The 17,861-nt window shown below is 66.5% G+C and carries 17 protein-coding genes; 15 read left to right on the forward strand and 2 right to left on the reverse strand.

The genetic code is table 11. The annotated features are described in order from the left end of the window. The first annotated feature begins 131 nt into the window (after positions 1–131). From leuC to EDD25_RS14495, 6 genes are all read left to right on the forward strand, one after another. On the forward strand, positions 132–1,592 hold the full coding sequence (leuC, locus tag EDD25_RS14470) for a 3-isopropylmalate dehydratase large subunit (RefSeq protein ID WP_134174214.1): 1,461 nt from the start codon (positions 132–134) through the stop codon (positions 1,590–1,592). Between the two features lie 2 nt (positions 1,593–1,594). Further along, complete coding sequence (gene leuD, locus EDD25_RS14475; protein ID WP_134174216.1) at positions 1,595–2,206, forward strand: 3-isopropylmalate dehydratase small subunit; 612 nt, start codon at positions 1,595–1,597, stop codon at positions 2,204–2,206. Between the two features lie 93 nt (positions 2,207–2,299). Beyond that, on the forward strand, positions 2,300–3,628 hold the full coding sequence (murA, locus tag EDD25_RS14480; RefSeq protein ID WP_134175547.1) for a UDP-N-acetylglucosamine 1-carboxyvinyltransferase: 1,329 nt from the start codon (positions 2,300–2,302) through the stop codon (positions 3,626–3,628). A gap of 151 nt (positions 3,629–3,779) precedes the next feature. Continuing rightward, positions 3,780–4,457: a lysophospholipid acyltransferase family protein gene (locus tag EDD25_RS14485; protein ID WP_134174218.1), complete on the forward strand. Its 678-nt coding sequence runs from the start codon at positions 3,780–3,782 to the stop codon at positions 4,455–4,457. After that, positions 4,447–5,571 (forward strand): NAD(P)H-dependent glycerol-3-phosphate dehydrogenase, encoded by a 1,125-nt coding sequence (locus tag EDD25_RS14490; protein ID WP_241986413.1) that lies wholly within the window; start codon positions 4,447–4,449, stop codon positions 5,569–5,571. Before EDD25_RS14485 ends, EDD25_RS14490 begins: the two co-directional genes overlap by 11 nt. Continuing rightward, positions 5,477–6,574, forward strand: coding sequence for a D-alanine--D-alanine ligase family protein (locus tag EDD25_RS14495; protein WP_134174219.1), 1,098 nt, complete (start codon positions 5,477–5,479; stop codon positions 6,572–6,574). Before EDD25_RS14490 ends, EDD25_RS14495 begins: the two co-directional genes overlap by 95 nt. A 14-nt stretch (positions 6,575–6,588) precedes the next feature. Here the strand turns inward: EDD25_RS14495 and EDD25_RS14500 are convergent, their stop codons facing one another. Further along, complete coding sequence (locus EDD25_RS14500) at positions 6,589–7,098, reverse strand: DUF3515 family protein (protein ID WP_134174221.1); 510 nt, start codon at positions 7,096–7,098, stop codon at positions 6,589–6,591. A gap of 24 nt (positions 7,099–7,122) precedes the next feature. Here EDD25_RS14500 and thiL point away from each other — a divergent pair, with 24 nt between their 5' ends. Continuing rightward, a complete protein-coding gene (gene thiL / locus EDD25_RS14505; protein ID WP_422386779.1) occupies positions 7,123–8,130 on the forward strand; it encodes a thiamine-phosphate kinase in 1,008 nt (335 codons plus the stop codon). Positions 8,131–8,132: 2 nt separating this feature from the next. Here thiL and rsmD read toward each other — a convergent pair whose 3' ends face one another. Further along, the gene (rsmD, locus tag EDD25_RS14510; protein ID WP_134174223.1) at positions 8,133–8,714 is read right to left on the reverse strand and encodes a 16S rRNA (guanine(966)-N(2))-methyltransferase RsmD; all 582 of its coding nucleotides are present in this window, start codon (positions 8,712–8,714) and stop codon (positions 8,133–8,135) included. A 69-nt stretch (positions 8,715–8,783) separates the two neighbouring features. Here rsmD and EDD25_RS14515 point away from each other — a divergent pair, with 69 nt between their 5' ends. From EDD25_RS14515 to rnc, 8 genes are all read left to right on the forward strand, one after another. Next, a complete protein-coding gene (locus EDD25_RS14515; protein ID WP_134174225.1) occupies positions 8,784–10,982 on the forward strand; it encodes an ATP-dependent DNA helicase RecG in 2,199 nt (732 codons plus the stop codon). A gap of 61 nt (positions 10,983–11,043) precedes the next feature. Continuing rightward, positions 11,044–11,532 (forward strand): pantetheine-phosphate adenylyltransferase, encoded by a 489-nt coding sequence (gene coaD / locus EDD25_RS14520; protein WP_134174227.1) that lies wholly within the window; start codon positions 11,044–11,046, stop codon positions 11,530–11,532. Continuing rightward, on the forward strand, positions 11,529–12,608 hold the full coding sequence (locus EDD25_RS14525; RefSeq protein ID WP_134174229.1) for an AAA family ATPase: 1,080 nt from the start codon (positions 11,529–11,531) through the stop codon (positions 12,606–12,608). The genes coaD and EDD25_RS14525 overlap by 4 nt, the downstream gene beginning before the upstream one ends. Positions 12,609–12,628: 20 nt before the next feature. Next, positions 12,629–13,957: a DUF58 domain-containing protein gene (locus tag EDD25_RS14530; protein WP_166671318.1), complete on the forward strand. Its 1,329-nt coding sequence runs from the start codon at positions 12,629–12,631 to the stop codon at positions 13,955–13,957. Then, positions 13,950–16,352 carry a transglutaminase TgpA family protein gene (locus EDD25_RS14535; RefSeq protein ID WP_134174233.1) on the forward strand — a complete coding sequence of 801 codons (2,403 nt, stop codon included), beginning with the start codon at positions 13,950–13,952 and terminating at the stop codon, positions 16,350–16,352. Before EDD25_RS14530 ends, EDD25_RS14535 begins: the two co-directional genes overlap by 8 nt. A gap of 10 nt (positions 16,353–16,362) precedes the next feature. Further along, the gene (locus tag EDD25_RS14540; protein ID WP_241986412.1) at positions 16,363–16,935 is read left to right on the forward strand and encodes a YceD family protein; all 573 of its coding nucleotides are present in this window, start codon (positions 16,363–16,365) and stop codon (positions 16,933–16,935) included. A gap of 2 nt (positions 16,936–16,937) precedes the next feature. Further along, the gene (rpmF, locus tag EDD25_RS14545; protein WP_134174237.1) at positions 16,938–17,141 is read left to right on the forward strand and encodes a 50S ribosomal protein L32; all 204 of its coding nucleotides are present in this window, start codon (positions 16,938–16,940) and stop codon (positions 17,139–17,141) included. Positions 17,142–17,168: 27 nt separating this feature from the next. Continuing rightward, positions 17,169–17,861 (forward strand): ribonuclease III, encoded by a 693-nt coding sequence (gene rnc / locus EDD25_RS14550; protein ID WP_134174239.1) that lies wholly within the window; start codon positions 17,169–17,171, stop codon positions 17,859–17,861.

Genomic DNA, 17,861 nt, shown 5'->3' on the forward strand with positions numbered 1-17,861 from the left:
AGGTGTTACCCTCTAGGAATGCTGCCAGTTCGACTTCTTCTTCTGTGCCGCGGCGAGACCCAACTCTGAGGCCTCTCTCGTCGCGGCGTTCAGCGTCGGCTGCTATCTATTCGTGAGGAAGACGCACAGACATGACGACAGACACCACAACACCTACCGCCGCCCCGCGGACCCTGGCCGAAAAGGTCTGGGACAAGCACCTCGTGGCCAAGGGCGAGGATGGCACGCCCGACCTGATCTACATCGACCTGCACCTGCTGCACGAGGTCACGAGTCCGCAAGCCTTTGATGGTCTGCGCCTCGCCGGCCGTCCGCTGCGACGCCCGGACCTGACGATTGCCACGGAGGACCACAACACTCCAACGCTCGCCATCGACAAGCCGATCGTCGACCTGACGAGCCGCACGCAGATCGAGACGCTGCGCCGCAACTGTGAGGAATACGGGGTTCGCCTGCACTCTCTGGGTGACATCGAACAGGGAATCGTGCACGTCGTCGGACCGCAGCTGGGACTGACCCAGCCCGGTATCACCGTGGTCTGCGGCGACTCGCATACCTCCACTCACGGCGCCTTCGGGGCGATGGCCCTCGGCATCGGTACGAGCGAGGTGGAGCACGTCATGGCCACCCAGACGCTGCCGCTCAACCCCTTCAAGACCATGGCCATCACCGTCAACGGCGCCCTGCGTCCCGGCGTCACCGCGAAAGACATCATCCTCGCCGTGATCGCGCGCATCGGAACCGGCGGAGGAGCCGGCTACGTTCTCGAATACCGTGGGGAGGCCATCCGCTCCCTCTCGATGGAAGGCCGGATGACGGTCTGCAACATGTCGATCGAGGCCGGCGCACGAGCCGGAATGGTCGCGCCCGACCAGACCACCTACGACTACCTCAAGGGCCGCGCGCACGCGCCGCGCGGCGCCGACTGGGACGCTGCGGTGGCGTACTGGGACACGCTCGCGACGGATGACGGTGCTCGCTTCGACGCGGAGGTCATCGTGGACGCCTCCGAGCTCGAACCCTTCGTGACCTGGGGCACGAACCCCGGCCAGGGAGTGTCGCTGAGCGGCTCCGTGCCTGACCCCGCCACGATCGATGACGCCAACGAGCGTTCAGCCGCCGAACGCGCCCTCGAATACATGGACCTCGCCGCCGGAACCGCCATGAAGGACATTCGCGTCGACACGGTGTTCCTCGGCTCCTGCACGAACAGCCAGGTCGCAGACCTCCGCGCCGCCGCGGACGTGATTCGCGGCCAGCGCATCGCCGAGGGCGTGCGGATGCTCGTGGTGCCGGGCTCTGCCCGGGTGCGCATCGAGGCCGAAGCCGAGGGCCTCGACAAGATCTTCACCGATTTCGGCGCCGAATGGCGCTTTGCCGGCTGCTCCATGTGCCTCGGGATGAACCCCGACCAGCTCGCCCCCGGCGAGCGGTGCGCTTCCACGAGCAATCGCAACTTCGAAGGCCGCCAGGGCAAGGGCGGTCGCACGCACCTCGTGTCGCCGATCGTGGCCGCAGCCACCGCGATTCGCGGTACGCTCTCCGGCCCCTGGGACCTCGCGCCGCACGCCACTTCGGATGGAGACAAGTAATCATGCAAAAATTTACGAGCGTCACCGGCATTGCAGTTCCGCTGCGCCGTTCCAACGTCGACACCGATCAGATCATTCCAGCCGTCTACCTCAAGCGGGTAACGCGCACCGGATTTGAGGATGCCCTGTTCGCCGCCTGGCGTTCGGACCCCGACTTCGTGCTCAACCAGAAGCCGTATGCCGGCGGACGGGTTCTCGTGGCCGGAGCCGATTTCGGCATCGGATCCTCACGCGAGCACGCCGTCTGGGCGCTGCGTGACTACGGTTTCGACGTTGTCCTGAGCCCTCGGTTCGGCGACATCTTTCGCGGAAATGCCGGTAAGCAGGGTCTTCTCGCCGGCCAGATCACCCAGGAGGACGCCGAAACCCTCTGGAGGGTGATCGAGTCGGATCCCGGACTCGAGCTCACGGTGGACCTCGTGTCGAAGACCGCGCGTGTCGGCGATCTCACAGTCTCGTTCGTGATCGACGATTACACTAGATGGCGGCTGCTCGAAGGTCTCGATGACATCGGGTTGACCCTGCGCGATGAAGCGCGAATTGCAGAATTCGAATCGGGGCGCCAAGCGTGGTTGCCACGCACTCTCCCCGCACTCTCTCCCCAAGGCAGGTAATTCTTGAGCACTCTCACCAACGACGCGCAGCCCAAGGGCGTGCTCGACGAGTCAGCGCAGAACCGCGGTAGCGGCCAGAACCACGGCGCTGCCGTGGGACTGACCGCCGACAAGGTCACCATTCGTGGTGGCATCCCCCTCGTGGGGCGCATCGAAGTCAAGGGTGCCAAGAACCTCGTCACCAAGGCCATGGTCGCCGCGCTCCTGGGCGAAACACCGAGCCTGCTCAAAGACGTGCCCAACATCAGTGACGTGCGCATCGTGCGCGGCCTGCTCGAGGTGCACGGTGTCAAGGTCACCGAGGGCGACCAGCCCGGCGACCTTATCCTTGACCCGGTCGACGTGGAGAGCGCGCATTTCGCCGCCATCGACGCTCACGCCGGCTCCTCCCGCATCCCGATCCTGTTCTGTGGACCGCTGCTGCACCGCCTCGGCGAGGCGTTCATCCCCGACCTCGGTGGCTGCCACATCGGCGACCGCCCGATCGACTTCCACCTCGACGTGCTGCGTACCTTCGGCGCCGTCGTCGAAAAGCAGCCCAACGGCATCCGCATGTCCGCCCCGAACGGGCTCAAGGGTGCCAAGGTCGAACTGCCCTACCCGAGCGTCGGAGCCACGGAGCAGGTGCTGCTCACCGCGGTTCGTGCCGAGGGCATCACCGAACTCAAGAACGCCGCCATCGAGCCCGAGATCATGGACCTCATCCACATCTTGCAGAAGATGGGGGCCATCATCACGGTCGACACCGACCGGGTGATCCGCATCGAGGGTGTCGACCATCTCGACGGGTTCACGCACCGTGCCCTGTTCGACCGCAACGAGGCCGCCAGCTGGGCCGCCGCGGCTCTGGCCACCGAGGGCGACATCTTCGTCGGCGGCGCCCGCCAGCCCGAAATGCTCACCTTCCTCAACGTGTTCCGCAAGGTCGGCGGGGCATTCGATATCCACGACGACGGCATCCGCTTCTACCACCCGGGCGGGGACCTCAAACCCGTCATCATTGAAACGGATGTTCACCCCGGCTTCATGACGGACTGGCAGCAGCCGCTCGTCATCGCCCTCACGAAGGCGCACGGCACGTCGATCGTGCACGAAACCGTCTACGAGCAGCGCTTCGGTTTCGTCGACGCGCTCCAGGACATGGGCGCCACGATCCAGATTCACCGCGAGTGCCTCGGCGCGCACCCCTGCCGTTTCGGCCAGCGCAACTTCAACCACTCGGCCGTCATCACCGGCCCGACGAAACTCCACGGCGCCGACGTTGTGGTTCCCGACCTGCGCGGCGGTTTCAGTCACCTGATTGCGGCGCTCAGTGCCGACGGCACCTCGACGGTCAGCAACGTGGGAATCATCAGCCGTGGGTACGAGAATTTCATCGCCAAGCTGCGGCTTTTGGGGGCGGACTTCGATCTCGAAGGATAATGGGTCTGTGTCAGACCAAAATCGAGACCACAATCGAGACCAAAATACAGCCGATAAGGCAGCAGTAGTTCCCCCGTCACCGAGTTTCTTCCGCTCGGAAAAGAGCCGCCCCTCGGCGTTTTGGATCCTGGCCGGCATCCTGTTGCCCGTCATGAATACGGCCGCACGCTTCAAGATCGTCGACGGCGAAAAGTTTCCCCGCACCGGAGCCTTCGTTCTCGCGCCGAATCACTACAGCGAAATAGACCCCGTGGTGATGGGGGTCGTGTCGTGGAAGCTTGGACGCCAGCCTCGGTTCCTGGCGAAGGCATCCGTTTTCAAGATCCCGATCGTGGGACGAATCCTGCGCAGTTCGGGGCAGATACCGGTGCAGCGCGGGGGATCGGTGCGTGGCAGCGAGCCCGTGAAAGCGGCGCAGCGGCTCGTGGAACGCGGCCAGATGGTGGTCGTGTACCCCGAGGGCACTCTCACCCGTGACCCGGACCTGTGGCCCATGCGCGGCAAGACCGGCGCAGTGCGTATCGCCCTTGAGCAGGGCATTCCGATCGTGCCGGCTGCTCACTGGGGCACCCAGCACGTGATGGAGCGGTACTCCAAGAAGATCAGCTTCTTTCCGCGCAAGACGATCTCGGTGAAGATCGGCGACCCGGTCGACCTGAGCGCCTTCCAGGGCCGCGGCCTCGACACGGCCACGCTCAACGAGGCCACGGCCGTCGTGATGCACGCCATCACCGGCCTGCTCGAAGATCTACGAAACGAGAAGGCCCCGGCCACGCGCTGGAACCCGGCCGAACACAACCAGAAAGAGACCGGCCGTTTTGAAGCCTAAGATTTTGCCCGGCACCCGCGTTGCCGTACTCGGAGCGGGCAGTTGGGGCACCACCTTTGCGAAGATCCTCGCGGACGGTGGAGCTGACGTCGTGCTCTGGGCGCGCAGGCCCGAACTGGCGCGGGAAATCTCCGAGGCGCGTCGCAACAGCGACTACCTGGCGGGAATCAACCTTCCCGTCGGGCTGCGCGCGACCGCTCGACTCGACCTGGCCCTCGCCGGCGCCGAGTACGTGTTCGTCTCGGTGCCCAGCCAATCGCTGCGCGAGAACCTGATCCTTGCCGAGCCGTTCCTGGCGCCCGGCGCCGTGATCGTGTCGCTCATGAAGGGTGTTGAGCGCACGACCGGCATGCGCATGAGCACGGTGATCGAGGAGGTGCTGCCGATCTCCCCGGAGCGCATTGCCGCGATCTCCGGTCCGAACCTGGCTCTCGAAATTGCCAAGGAGCAGCCGACGGGCGCCGTGGTGTCGTCGATCAGCCTTGAGACCGCGCAGGCCGTGGCCAAGCTCGCCACCAACAAATACTTTCGTTCCTATGTGAACACCGACGTCATCGGTACCGAGTTCGGCGGGGTGTTGAAAAATCTCATCGCCGTCGCCATCGGAATCGTCGACGGCGTGGGATTCGGGGAGAACACCAAGGCCTCGATCATCACCAGGGGTCTCGTGGAAATGACCGACTTCGCGGTGGCCTATGGCGCGCATCCGGAAACGCTCTCCGGCCTGGCCGGGCTCGGTGACCTCATCGCCACCTGCCAGTCGCCCTTGTCGCGCAACAATACGGCCGGGCGGCTTCTGGGACAGGGCTACAGCATTCACGATGTGGTCAAGCAGATGCAACAAACCACGGAAGGGCTTGCGTCGGTCAAGCCCGTCCTGGAACTCGCCGCCGCCAAGGGGGTCGCCATGCCGATCGTCGAACAGGTTCGCCAGGTGCTCGATGGCACGCTGAACCCGCGGGATATTGCCCCGCACCTCACCACCGATTCCAGCGAACCGCAGGGCGAAAGGACGAAAGATGGACAAGCTCACGGTAGTGCTGCTCTTTGGGGGGCGTTCAAGCGAACATTCGATCAGCTGCGCAACGGCGGGCGGGGTCCTGGCAGCGATTGACCGTGATCGGTATCGCGTCATCCCCGTGGGCATCACGCGCGCGGGAGCCTTCGTGCTCGAAGAAGACACCCCGGCCAAGTTCGGCCTCGACGCCGCGGCGCTCCCCGAGGTCGTCGACAACGGCACGCGGGTGCAGTGGCCCGACAGCACGAGCAACCGTGAGCTGACCGTCACGGATGCCGCCGGCTCACGTTCGCTGGGCAGCATCGACCTGGTCTTTCCGATCATGCACGGCCCGTTCGGCGAGGACGGCACCATCCAGGGAATGCTCGAACTTCTCGGGCTGCCCTACGTGGGTTCTGGCGTGCTCGCGTCAGCGCTCGGCATGGACAAGCACTTCACGAAAACCGTTTTTCAACAGGCCTCCCTTCCGGTGGCTCCCTGGCGCACGATCACGGCCGACGACTGGGCCGATGCCCCCGGCATGGCCTACGCGGCCCTGGAAGAACTCGGCGCACCCGTGTTCGTCAAGCCCGCGCGGGCCGGCTCGAGCGTGGGCGTCAGCCGGGTGTCGTCGGCCGAGCAACTTGCCGAAGCGATGGCGGTGGGCCTCGCCGAAGACAATAAGGTGCTCATTGAGGCCGGTCTCAGCGGACGCGAACTCGAGGTCGCGGTACTGCAGGGTCGCCCCGGGGAACCGGCGAGGGCATCCGTTGCGGGGGAAGTCCTGGTGACCGGCCGCGACTTCTACGACTTCGAAGCCAAATACCTGGGCGCAGCGGGCATCGAACTCGTGTGCCCGGCCGTTCTACGCCACGACGAACTCGCGGAGATGCAGCGGATGGCGATTCGCGCGTTCGAGGCGATCGACGGCGCCGGTCTCGCGCGAGTGGACTTCTTCCTCACCAGCGACGGCTGGGTGATCAACGAGATCAACACCATGCCCGGGTTCACGCCGATCTCGATGTTCCCGAGCTGCTGGCTGGCGAGCGGCTACACCTACCCGCAGCTCATTGACGAGCTCATCGCCGTCGCGCTCGCGCACGCCAGGCACGGCTCCTAGCCCGGCACGCGCCGCTACGGGGCTGTGGAGGGCGCCGGGGTGGGGATGGCCACGTCGTCGGCGCCGACACACGCCGCCGTGGCCGGGATGCCGGAGATGGCACTGGCCAGGTCGACGAGGGTGTTCGTCCCGCTGACGGCTGTCGAGTCGATCACGATCTCAACGGCGGGGTCGCGACCGTAGGTCGTGTAACGGTAGAGGGGGGCATCCGAGTCGTCTTCGATCCAATCGATGCCGTTGACGTTGAGGCACGGCAGCGTCGTCGGGCCAGGTACCGTCACGCCGCAGTGGAGCAGAACCGTTGCTGGGTCGCCCCATGCGCCGGTGGCCTGCGCGTTCGTCTCGCGTTCGGGCTGGTCGGATACCGACTCCGGCAGGTGCACGATGACATCCGCGCAGGCCGGATTCGTGGCGTCGGCCGCGGGGTCCAGGGGAACAGCGGGGGCGCATGCGGTGAGCAGGAGCGTGCCAAGCAGCACGGTAGCGGCGGCGCCGGAGCGCAGGGCCAGGGATCGGGGAATCATCACATTCAGGCTACCGTTTGAAGCATGATGATTGCTGCCGATGAGAGTACACGTTCGACCGAGACGCTCAATGATGTGAGTGAGATCGCGGTGCTCGAGCGTCTGTTTCCCCGGCTGCCCGCCTCCTCCGCCCAGCTGCTCGGCCCTGGTGATGATGCCGCCGTTGTCGCCGCCCCCGACGGCCGCTTCGTTGTGACGACGGACATGATGATCCAGGGCCCCGATTTTCGGCTCGCCTGGTCGACGCCCCACGATCTCGGATGGAAGGCTGCGGCCACGAACCTGTCGGACGTGGCCGCCATGGGGGCACGACCCACCGCCCTGGTTGTGGCGATTGCCGCCCCGCCGTCGACGCCGGTCTCGGTGCTCGAGGGCATCGCCGACGGACTGCGCGAGTGCTGCGAGGCACTCGCGCCCGGCTGCGGAGTGGTGGGCGGTGACCTGTCGGCCTCCGACGCCCTCACGCTCGCCGTCACGGCGTTCGGCGACCTGGAGGGGCGTGACCCCGTTCGACGATCCGGCGCGCGCGTCGGCGACGTCGTGGCGCTTGCCGGACGGTTGGGGGAGGCCGGACTCGGCCTCGAACTCCTGTTTCGCTTCGGCGTCGACGACGGGGGCGTTCCCGACGCCGAACGGGCCCGAGCGGCGAAGGCGCAGTACCCCGAACAGATTGCCGCGCAGCTCACCCCGGTGCCGCCGCTCGAGTGCGGCCCGGCGGCGGCGCTGGCCGGGGCAACGGCGATGCTCGATGTGTCGGACGGCCTGGCGATTGACGCGGGCCGCATCGCCCGTGCGAGCGGCGTCGGAATCAACTTTGTGTCTGGCGCCCTCGGCGCCCGCGTCGAGGTTGCCCTCGGCGGGGGAGAGGACCACGGCCTGCTTGCGACCTTCCCGCCCCACGTGAGCCTCCCGGACGGGTTCCGCGCCCTTGGGGTCGTGACCGCAGCCGCGGGCGAGGTGCTCGTGGACGGCGAACCACACACCCAGGGCGGCTGGGACCCCTACCGCGGCTGGGACGGAGCGGCGGGGTAGTTCTAGCTGCGGGCAGGCTCAACCGGGCGGGCGTACCAGACCGTGGTGTCGCCATAGTCCTTGCGACGTTCGAGTTCGAGGGCGGGGCCCCAGCCGGGCTCGGGGGAGCGGGAACTGCGCTCAACGATGACGAGCGCATCCTCGGACAGAAGCGGCGCGAGGGCGGCCAGGTTGTGCGTGAGCTCGGTCTCACCGAGGTCGTAAGGCGGGTCGATGAACACCACGTCGAAGCCGTCAGGTGTCGCAGCCAGAAAAGATTGCACGGCCTGGGCGGCCACTTTGATCGTGAGGTCGGCGCCCTTGGGAGCGGCGCGCTTGACCGCGTCGCCATTCTTGCGGCACAGCTGCGCGGCGCCGAAGCCGTTCTCCACGAGAGTCACCGACCGGGCACCGCGGCTCGCGGCCTCGAGGCCGAGGGCCCCTGACCCGGCATACAGGTCGACCACGCGCGTGCCGGCCAGGGCGTCGCGGGCATCGAGGGCAGAGAAGATCGCTTCGCGAACGCGGTCGCTCGTGGGGCGGGTGCCGGACTTGGGGACCGACAGGGTGAGGGAGCCGGCAAACCCGGAGATGATGCGCGTCATGATTGGCTAAGCCTACGTTGCACGTGAGTGGTCCAGAGGGCTGTCGGCGGTCACGCTTACGATTGAGACATGACCGGTTCGAGTGATTCCACCTTCACCCTCGATACCGCTCTCGTTCTGGCCGTGGGCAAGCCCACCGCCACCGCGCTCGGCAAGGCCTTCGGCATGCTCACCGTGGCAGATCTGCTCGGGCACTATCCGCGCCGTTATGTGCAACGCGGTGAGCTTGACCCGGTCACCGGGTTGTTGCCGCTGGGCGAACACGTCACCATCACCGCCGAGGTGGTTTCGTCCACGCAGAGTGAGATGAAGAATCGTAAGGGCTGGATCGTGTCGGTCAAGATTCGTAACGGCCAGGGAATGCTCAGCCTCACCTTCTTCGGCAAGACCCGAATGGACTGGCGAACCCGGGAGCTTGCCCCCGGGGTGAAGGGCATCTTCTCCGGTCGGGTCTCGGAATACAACGGCGCCCGGCAGCTCGCGCACCCCACGTACCGCACCTTCGAGGGGGAGCGCGAGGAGGCCGAGAAAGACCCGAACAACGAGTGGCTTCAGCGCGCTCTCATCCCCATTTACGCCGCCACCGCCTCGGTCTCGAGCCTCATCCTCGAGCGGTCCATCGACCTCGTCCTGCCGCATCTGGGCGATATTGACGACCCCGTACCCGCAGACCTGCGGGTCGAGCGCGGCCTGCTCGGCCACAAGCAGGCGCTCCAGCTCATTCACCGCCCGGAGCTGCCCGCGGAATGGCAGGCCGCTCGGGACACCCTGCGATTCACTGAGGCGTGGATTCTGCAGGCCGCCCTGGCGCAGAAACACACGAAGTCGAGGGAGTCGCACACGACCCCGCGCGTGCCGGAGCCGGGTGGGTTCCTGGAGCGCTTCGACGCCATGCTGCCCTTTGTCCTCACCGTGGACCAGGAGATCGCTGCGGCAGAGATTGCGGTCGAACTTTCCGCTACCTCGCCGATGAACCGCCTGCTCCAGGGCGAGGTGGGATCGGGCAAGACCATCGTGGCACTGCGCGCCATGCTGGCCGTGGCAGAGAGCGGCGGCCAGGCCGCTCTGTTGGCGCCCACCGAAGTGCTCGCCGGGCAACACCTTCGGTCGATCACGGCCATGCTCGGGCCAGACCTCGCGGCCGAACTCATGCCGACGCTGCTGACGGGAAAGCTGCCGGCCGCTGAGAAACGCAAGGCACTGCTCCGTGTGGTGTCCGGGCAATCGCGCATAGTCATCGGAACGCACGCGCTCCTGAGCGATAATGTCACCTTCTTCGATCTGGGACTCATCATCATCGACGAGCAGCACCGTTTCGGTGTGGATCAGCGCGAGTCCCTTCGGCTCAAGGGCGCCCAGCCGCCGCATGTGCTGGTCTTGACCGCCACTCCCATCCCACGCACCATCGCGATGACCGTCTTCGGTGACCTGGACGTGAGCACCATCCGCATGCTTCCCACCGGGCGGCAGGGGATCACAACCGTTGTCGTTCCGCTCGCGGAGCATCCCGACTGGTTCTGGAATATTTGGAGGCGCATCGGGGAAGAGCTGGCCCTTGGGCGCCAGGCCTTCGTCGTATGCCCGGCCATCGCCCCGAAGGAGGTGGAAGAGGGAGCGGAGACCGTGCCCCTTCCGCCGGAGGACGCGCCGAAGGCACTCACCAACGTGGAGACCACCCTCGCCGGTCTGCGCCGGGCACCGGTGTTGCACGGGTACCGGCTGGAGGCGTTGCACGGGCGCATGACGAGCGACGAGAAAGACCAGACCATGCGCGCGTTCGCGGCGGGGGAGATCGACGTGCTCGTCGCCACGACTGTCATCGAGGTGGGCGTTGACGTGCCGAATGCCTCGGCGATGGTGGTGATGGACGCCGACCGTTTCGGAGTGTCGCAGCTGCACCAACTGCGGGGACGAGTGGGGCGAGGGCCGGTGCCCGGTCTCTGCCTGCTCGTGACCGACGCGGCCCTGGGCGGGGTCTCGCGCGAACGCGTGGACGCTGTGCAGGGCACCCTCGACGGGTTTGAACTCGCCGATCTCGACCTGCGACTGCGCCGGGAGGGCGATGTGCTCGGCGACAGCCAGTCGGGCGCACATTCCTCCCTGCGTTTTCTGCGAGTGGCCGTGGACCGCGAAATCATCGAATCGGCGCGTGCCGCCGCGTTCGCGCTCGTGAGCGGCGACCCCGACCTGCGCACCTTGCCCGCGCTCCGCGATGCCGTGAGCCGACGGCTTGACGAGTCGGAACGCACCTGGCTGAGCAAGAGCTAAGACTGAGCTGCCCGGGCAGACTGCGCTTACCGAGGCAGCCCCGGCGCGATAGGGTGTTTGTATGCGCAGGATCGCCGTCGTACCCGGTTCATTTGACCCCGTCACCCTTGGTCACCTGGATGTGATCGGTCGTGCCGCTGGCCTCTTCGATGAGCTTCATGTTCTTGTCGTGCACAACCCCGACAAATCGGCACTGCTGCCGATCAGCCAGCGGGTCTCCCTGTTGGAGCAGGCGATCAAGGAAGCCGGACTGCCCACCAACATTGTTGTGGAGTCATGGAGCGTCGGTCTTCTCGTGGACTACTGCATGGACGTGGGGGCGAGCGTACTCGTGAAGGGCGTGCGATCCCAGATCGACGTGGCCTACGAAACGCCCATGGCCATTATTAATCGCAACCTGGCGGCGGTCGAAACCGTGTTTCTGCTACCCAACCCGGCCAACGCACACGTGTCGAGTTCCCTTGTGCGCCAGGTGGCCGCTCTCGGTGGGGATATTTCGCCCTACGTGCCCAAGGTCGTCGCCGACTACCTTCAAAAAGCCAGCGTATGACCCCATCCTCATCCCAGGTGCCCGCCCCGATCGTCGCCGGATCGCGCGTCGCGGTGGGCCATGGTCGTGAGGAACCCGCATCCGCTCCCGAGCAACCGGCTCTCTCGCTGCACGACGTGCAGTCCGCCGGCGAGGCGATCAGGCGCAATGTGGAGCGCGTCATCGACGGTAAACACGCTGCAGTCTTCACCGCCCTCACCGTGCTGCTCGCCGAGGGACACCTGCTCATCGAGGATGTCCCGGGTGTCGGCAAGACCATGCTTGCAAAGGCTCTCGCCCGCTCGGTCGACTGCACGGTCAGCCGCATCCAGTTCACGCCCGACCTGCTGCCCTCCGATGTCACCGGCGTCTCCGTGTACAACCAGGCCGATCGCCGCTTCGAGTTCAAACCGGGACCGGTCTTCGCCAACATCGTCATCGGCGACGAGATCAACCGGGCCAGCCCCAAGACGCAATCGGCCCTGCTCGAATGCATGGAAGAGCGCCAGGTCACGGTCGATGGCACGACCTACCCGCTCGCGCTGCCCTTCACGGTGATGGCCACGCAGAATCCCCTCGAGATGGAGGGAACCTATGCCCTCCCCGAGGCGCAGCGGGACCGCTTCATGGCACGCATCTCGATGGGATACCCGGACACCGGCTCCGAGATCGCGATGCTGGATTCTCGTGACACCGGCAGCCCGCTTGCACTGATCGGTGCTGTCGTCTCCGGCGTGGAATTGCGCAGCATGATCCACGCAGCGCGCGGCGTGTTCGCCTCGGCGGCCGTCAAGGAATACGCCGTTGCCCTCGTGCGGGCCACCAGGGACGATCGCGACCTGCGGCTGGGAGCGAGCCCCAGGGCCACGCTTCAGCTGATTCGAGCAGCCAAGGCCCAGGCCGCCCTCTTCGGCCGCGGATACGTTCTCCCCGACGACGTTGACTCCCTCGCCGTGGCGGTTCTCGGCCACCGGCTCGTGCCCACGAGCCGGGCTCTCGGCCACCACCACCAGGACAGTCGCCCCCTCACTGAGGAGGTCATCCACCGAATCCTGGCAGCGACGGTTGTACCGGTCGGTGCCCCAGAGCGCCCCTGACGATCCTCATGCGCCGGTTCGTGCTTTCGCCCTGGTCCCCACGGCTCACTCGCCGCGGTTGGATCTTTCTCGCGGTGGGCCTCGCCTTCGGCCTGGACGCGATCCTGATCGACCACCGAGATCTGCTCTTCATCGCGGGCCTGCTCGTGAGCGTCCCGCTCATGGGGCTCTTCCACGTCATGCTTCGACCGGGACAGGTGCGGGTCGGGCGAATATTCCGCCCATCGATCGTGCCGGCCGGCGACGACACCGTGGTATCCCTGCAGCTGCGCAACCTGTCATCTCGGCCGCTTGACGGCGCAAGCTGGCGTGACCCTGCACCCCCGGGAATGGGGTTGATGGGGCAGTCCGCACCGGCAGACCAACTGCTGCCGGCCCTCGAACGGTACCGTGCGGGGCCGGAGACCGGACCGGACAGCGTGCGGCTCGAATACGCGCTGACTCCACGCATCCGTGGCGTGTATGCCTTCGGACCGCTCCTGCTCGGTCGTAGAGACCCCTTCGGCCTCGCCGTGCGAGAGCACCCCGTCGGGCAGTCGCACGACCTCGTCGTCACCCCGAGGGTGACGCCGCTGGCAACACGTGGTGTCTCCGTCACCCGCAGTGACGGGTCGGTTCGTGACCTGCTTCGTTCGCTCAACCCGACGTCCGACGAACTGATCGCCCGCGAGTACCGGCCGGGCGATCCGTTCCGCCGCGTGAACTGGCCGGCCACCGCCCGCCACGGGGAGATCATGGTGCGTCAGGAAGAGCAGCGCAGCAACCCGGAAGCGCGCATCATCCTCGACACCACGCTCAACTCCCACGGCGCGGCCGAACCGGCCAGGCGCCTCGACCACGCTTTCGAGCTCGCGATCGAGGTTGTCGCATCGATCGGCGTGTACCTGCTCGACGCCGGGCTCAAGGTGCAGCTCCTGGAAACCGGTCCCAGTCAGCTCGTGCCCGGATCCGGCCAGAACCTCGGTGGTCTCGGCGGCGATGCCCCGCTCGTGTGCAGCGCGCCGGGCGGTGACCGCGAATTGCTCGAGGGGCTCGCGAATCTCGTGCCCGTCGCGGCCGCCACCGACGTGGGTGTCGGCCCGGGGTTCGGTGGTTCCCTCCCGACCTTTGCGGTCATCGTGGGCCTGTCCGAAGCGGATGCCGCACTCTTTGCGAGCCTGCGAGGGCGCTGCGAGCCGGCAGTCGTGTTCCTGCTCGATTCGGTGAGCGCCGTGGCCAGGGCCGTACTTCGCGACGCCGGCTGGCGGTGCATCGACGTGCGCAGCTCTCGCGACATTCCGGCCGCGTGGGCAAGCGGCCTGAACGGCAGGGTCGACGCACGGGAGACCTCGGAGACCGACAGTGACTGACGCCGGCCCCGCGGCCGTCGCCGGCCGCGGGGGAGCGCCGTTCCTCCGAGGTCGGGGCACGGCATACGGTGCGCGCAAAGACGCCAACTGGCCGTTCGTGGCGACCTTGCTCGCCCTCCTGCTCGTGGCCAGCGGAGCGCTCGGGCCGCTGCTGAGGGGTACCTCCTGGTGGTGGGTCATGTCCGCCGTGGCGATCATCGTGCTTCTTCTGGGTGCCCTCCTCCCCACGCTGCGGGTGGCGCGACCCGTGCTGCCGCTCTGGCTGCTCGGCGGGCTCCTGCTCACCCTCACACTGTTCTTCGGTGCGGGCACCGCGCTGCTGTGGATCGTACCGACGCCGGCGACCGCTCGGGTATTCAGCGGTCTCGTGGCCAGCGGCGTGGACTCCATCTGGCAGCAGAGCGTGCCGGCCCAGGTGACCGACGGAATCCTCTTCCTGCTCGCCGCCGGCGCCGGCCTCATCGCCGTGCTCATGCACACCCTGGCGGTGACGCTTCGCACTCCGGCGCTCGCCGGGGTTCCGGTGCTCGTGCCGCTGCTGGTGCCCGGAGCGATTGTGGCCGGCCCACCCAACGTGATGGCCCTCGTGGTCACGTCTGCGGTATACCTCGTGCTGCTGCGGGTGGACGTGCGTCACCGCCGCGCCGCCGACGCCAACCACGCCGTCGGGGGAGGCCCGGTCGCCCGGGTCTTCGTCTCGTCCAGCCGACGACGGGTCGTGCCGGTGTGGGGAACCCTCTCCGCGGGTGCCGTGGCACTCGTGGCGGCCCTCGTGCTGGGGTTGGTCGTCCCCTCCGTGACCGGCAACGACCCACGTTCCGGGTCGAACGCCCTCCTGTTCGGCAGCGGGGTGAGCCCGATGATCAACCTGGGCCAGGACCTGAGGCGACCCAAAGCCGGGCCGGTGCTGCACTACACGTCGACGGCCGAGCGGCAGTCGTACTTCACTCTGCTCACCCTCGACTCACTCGTCGGCCAGACGTGGACCGCTCGGATCGACGGAGTGCGAATCGACAACAGCGTCGAGAACATCGACCGACCGCCCGGGGTGTCGGAGGAGGTCGAGACGACGCTCGCCGAGACATCCGTTGTCATTGACGGCGTGAACACCAGGTGGCTGCCGGTTCCGGCACGAACCGTGAAGGTGACCGGCCTCACCGGCGTTTGGTACTGGGACACCCGTACCCGCGCCGTCGCGAGCGCCGACGCGAGCACGATCGGTCAGACGTACATCGCCGAGGCGCTTGAACTCCGGCCGACGGCCGAGCAGATGCGCCAGGCCGGCAGCGAATATTCCTCGGTGCTCGCCCGCAATCTGGATGTGCCGAGCGGGATGCCCACGATTATCGAGGACCGGGCCAGGGAGGTGACCGCCGGCACCACGTCGTCGTATGACGCCGCGGTGGCGCTGCAGGGCTACCTGAACGGGAGCGCATTCACCTATGACACCGAGTCACCGGTTGAGGAGGGGTACGACGGGGGAGGCCTTGATGTGGTCGGCGTGTTCCTGGAGAAGAAACGCGGATACTGCGTGCACTTTGCCTCCGCGATGGCGAGCATGGCTCGTTCCCTCGGCATCCCCTCCCGAATCTCCCTCGGGTACCTGCCCGGAGTCAAGTCCCAGGACCTCGAGCAGGGGCGGGGCCGCTACGACGTGGATTCGCATGACCTGCATTCCTGGCCGGAACTGTACTTCTCCGGCGTGGGTTGGGTGCCGTTTGAGCCCACGCCCGGGCGTGGCACTGTGCCGGACTACGAACAGGCCGCAACCACCGACACCACCACCGGGGCGACGAACGAGACCGCTCCCTCGGCCGCGGCGCGCGAGCCGGTCGACCCCGGTGCGGTCGACCTCCAGGCCTCCGGCGCAACATCCTCCCCAACGCGGCAGGCCGGCACCGTGCTCGGCCAGCTGGCCAGCCTGGCCCTCGGGCTCCTTCTGCTGCTGCTCGTGCCCGCCGGTGTTCGAGCCGTGCAGCACAGGGCGCGGCACCGCCGCATCCGCTCGGGCACCCTCACCCGGCAACAGGCCGTGCTGGCGGCGTGGGGTGAACTCTGCGACACAGTCCTTGATTATGGGATCACCGTGAGGGTGACCGAGACGCCCCGGATGCTCAGGGATCGACTGTGCGCGGTGATCGGGGAAGAGTCGGCCGCGGCGGTGGTGCTGGCCCGCCTTTGTGAGGCCGTGGAACGCGCTCGGTACGACCGGGGGAGCGACGAGGACGGCACGGTGGATGAGGCCGTTGTCCTGAGCCGGGAATTGGGGGAGATGGCACGAAGGATTCACGTTTCGGTCGGTCGCGGCGCCCGATGGCGTGCCGTTTTGCTGCCGCGATCGCTCATTCTCGTTCTCTGGCTGCTGTTGAACGGACGCTCGCCGCGGAACGCGTAGAATGGGGCTGGTGACCAAGTTCAAAAAAACGCCGTACACGGTAGATGTGCGAGACCTCATTAACCGCCCGGGCACCATGCACGAGCGTCATCTCGACATTGTCGTGCCCGAAGAACTCGGAGCTGGCCTGGTTTCGGTCAGGGCGGGTTCCACTGTCGGTGTTGACCTCCGACTCGAAGCCATGCACGAGGGCATTCTGGCAACGACTACCGTTGTCGCGCCGGCCTCCGGCGAATGCGGGCGATGCCTTACCGACATCGAATTCCGCGTCCGAGTCGAGTTTACGGAGCTTTTCGGTTATCCTCAGGAAGAAGCTTTTGAGTTTGAGGTTGTCGACGACCATATCGACATTGAATCTCTCGTCAGGGACGCAGTGGTTATGTCATTGCCGTTCCAGCCATTATGTCGGCGCGACTGCGCGGGTCTTGATCCTGAGACCGGCCAGCGACTGACTGAACCGCCGGAACTCGAACCGATAGAGGCGTTTGATCCCCGGTGGTCTGCGCTTGCGGGATTCCAGGCTTCCACAGACATCAGCACAGATGACGACATCCAAGCTGAAACGCATAGAGAAGAGAAGTAGTCATGGCAGTTCCGAAGCGCAAGCAGTCGCGATCCAACACCCACTCACGTCGAGCACAGTGGAAGGCCACCGCGCCCACCCTGGTGAAGACCATGGAAAACGGCAAGGTCACCTACAGCCTTCCCCACCGCGCAAAGGTCGTCACCGACTCCGCCGGAACCGCGCTGTTCATGGAGTACAAGGGCCGCAAGGTCGCCGACGTTTAATTCGTTCCACCCGGACAGAGTCGAACCATGACGAATCCAGGAGCCGGGCGGTCGTCACTCGTGACGACCCTCGGTGTAGAACTGAATGCGGATCTCCTTGAGCTGGCGCTGACGCACCGCTCATTCGCGTACGAAAACGGTGCCATCCCCACCAATGAACGCCTGGAATTTCTAGGCGATTCAATCCTGGGGCAGGCCGTGACCGTGATGCTGTACCGAACCTACCCGCACCTCGACGAGGGTGACCTGGCCAAGCGCCGGGCCAGCCTCGTTTCGACGGTTGCCCTTGCAGAGATTGCCAGGGGTCTCGGCCTCGGGGAATACGTGCGGCTGGGTAAGGGCGAGATCCTCACCGGCGGACACGACAAATCGTCGATTCTGGCCGACACGGTCGAGGCGCTCATCGGCGCTGTCTATCTCGACCGCGGCGGTGACGTCGCGACGGCCTTCGTGCTGCGACTCGTCGAGCCGCTTCTCGCGAACCCCGACCATTTCGGTGCCTTGATGGACCCCAAAACGAGCCTGCAGGAGCTTGCTGCTGCTCGCGGCGTGGGGGCACCGGCCTACACGGTGACCGAAAGCGGTCCCGATCACGCCAAAGAATTCATTGCCCGTGTCGACCTCGGCCACGCACTTTGGGCCCAGGGCAGCGGTACGAGCAAGAAATTTGCCGAGATGGCCGCCGCGCGCGAAGCCTTCACCCTCCTCAGCGCCCGCTAA

This window comes from Cryobacterium psychrophilum, from assembly GCF_004365915.1.
Classification (GTDB): Bacteria; Actinomycetota; Actinomycetes; order Actinomycetales; family Microbacteriaceae; genus Cryobacterium; species Cryobacterium psychrophilum.

Excerpts from the sequence above, each read along its gene's own strand:
- leuC (WP_134174214.1), top strand. The coding sequence starts at position 132 with ATGACGACAGACACCACAACACCTACCGCCGCCCCGCGGACCCTGGCC.
- leuD (WP_134174216.1), top strand. The coding sequence starts at position 1,595 with ATGCAAAAATTTACGAGCGTCACCGGCATTGCAGTTCCGCTGCGCCGT.
- EDD25_RS14485 (WP_134174218.1), top strand. The coding sequence starts at position 3,780 with ATGAATACGGCCGCACGCTTCAAGATCGTCGACGGCGAAAAGTTTCCC.
- EDD25_RS14495 (WP_134174219.1), top strand. The coding sequence starts at position 5,477 with ATGGACAAGCTCACGGTAGTGCTGCTCTTTGGGGGGCGTTCAAGCGAA.
- EDD25_RS14500 (WP_134174221.1), bottom strand. The coding sequence starts at position 7,098 with ATGATTCCCCGATCCCTGGCCCTGCGCTCCGGCGCCGCCGCTACCGTG.
- thiL (WP_422386779.1), top strand. The coding sequence starts at position 7,123 with ATGATGATTGCTGCCGATGAGAGTACACGTTCGACCGAGACGCTCAAT.
- rsmD (WP_134174223.1), bottom strand. The coding sequence starts at position 8,714 with ATGACGCGCATCATCTCCGGGTTTGCCGGCTCCCTCACCCTGTCGGTC.
- EDD25_RS14515 (WP_134174225.1), top strand. The coding sequence starts at position 8,784 with ATGACCGGTTCGAGTGATTCCACCTTCACCCTCGATACCGCTCTCGTT.
- coaD (WP_134174227.1), top strand. The coding sequence starts at position 11,044 with ATGCGCAGGATCGCCGTCGTACCCGGTTCATTTGACCCCGTCACCCTT.
- EDD25_RS14525 (WP_134174229.1), top strand. The coding sequence starts at position 11,529 with ATGACCCCATCCTCATCCCAGGTGCCCGCCCCGATCGTCGCCGGATCG.
- rpmF (WP_134174237.1), top strand. The coding sequence starts at position 16,938 with ATGGCAGTTCCGAAGCGCAAGCAGTCGCGATCCAACACCCACTCACGT.
- rnc (WP_134174239.1), top strand. The coding sequence starts at position 17,169 with ATGACGAATCCAGGAGCCGGGCGGTCGTCACTCGTGACGACCCTCGGT.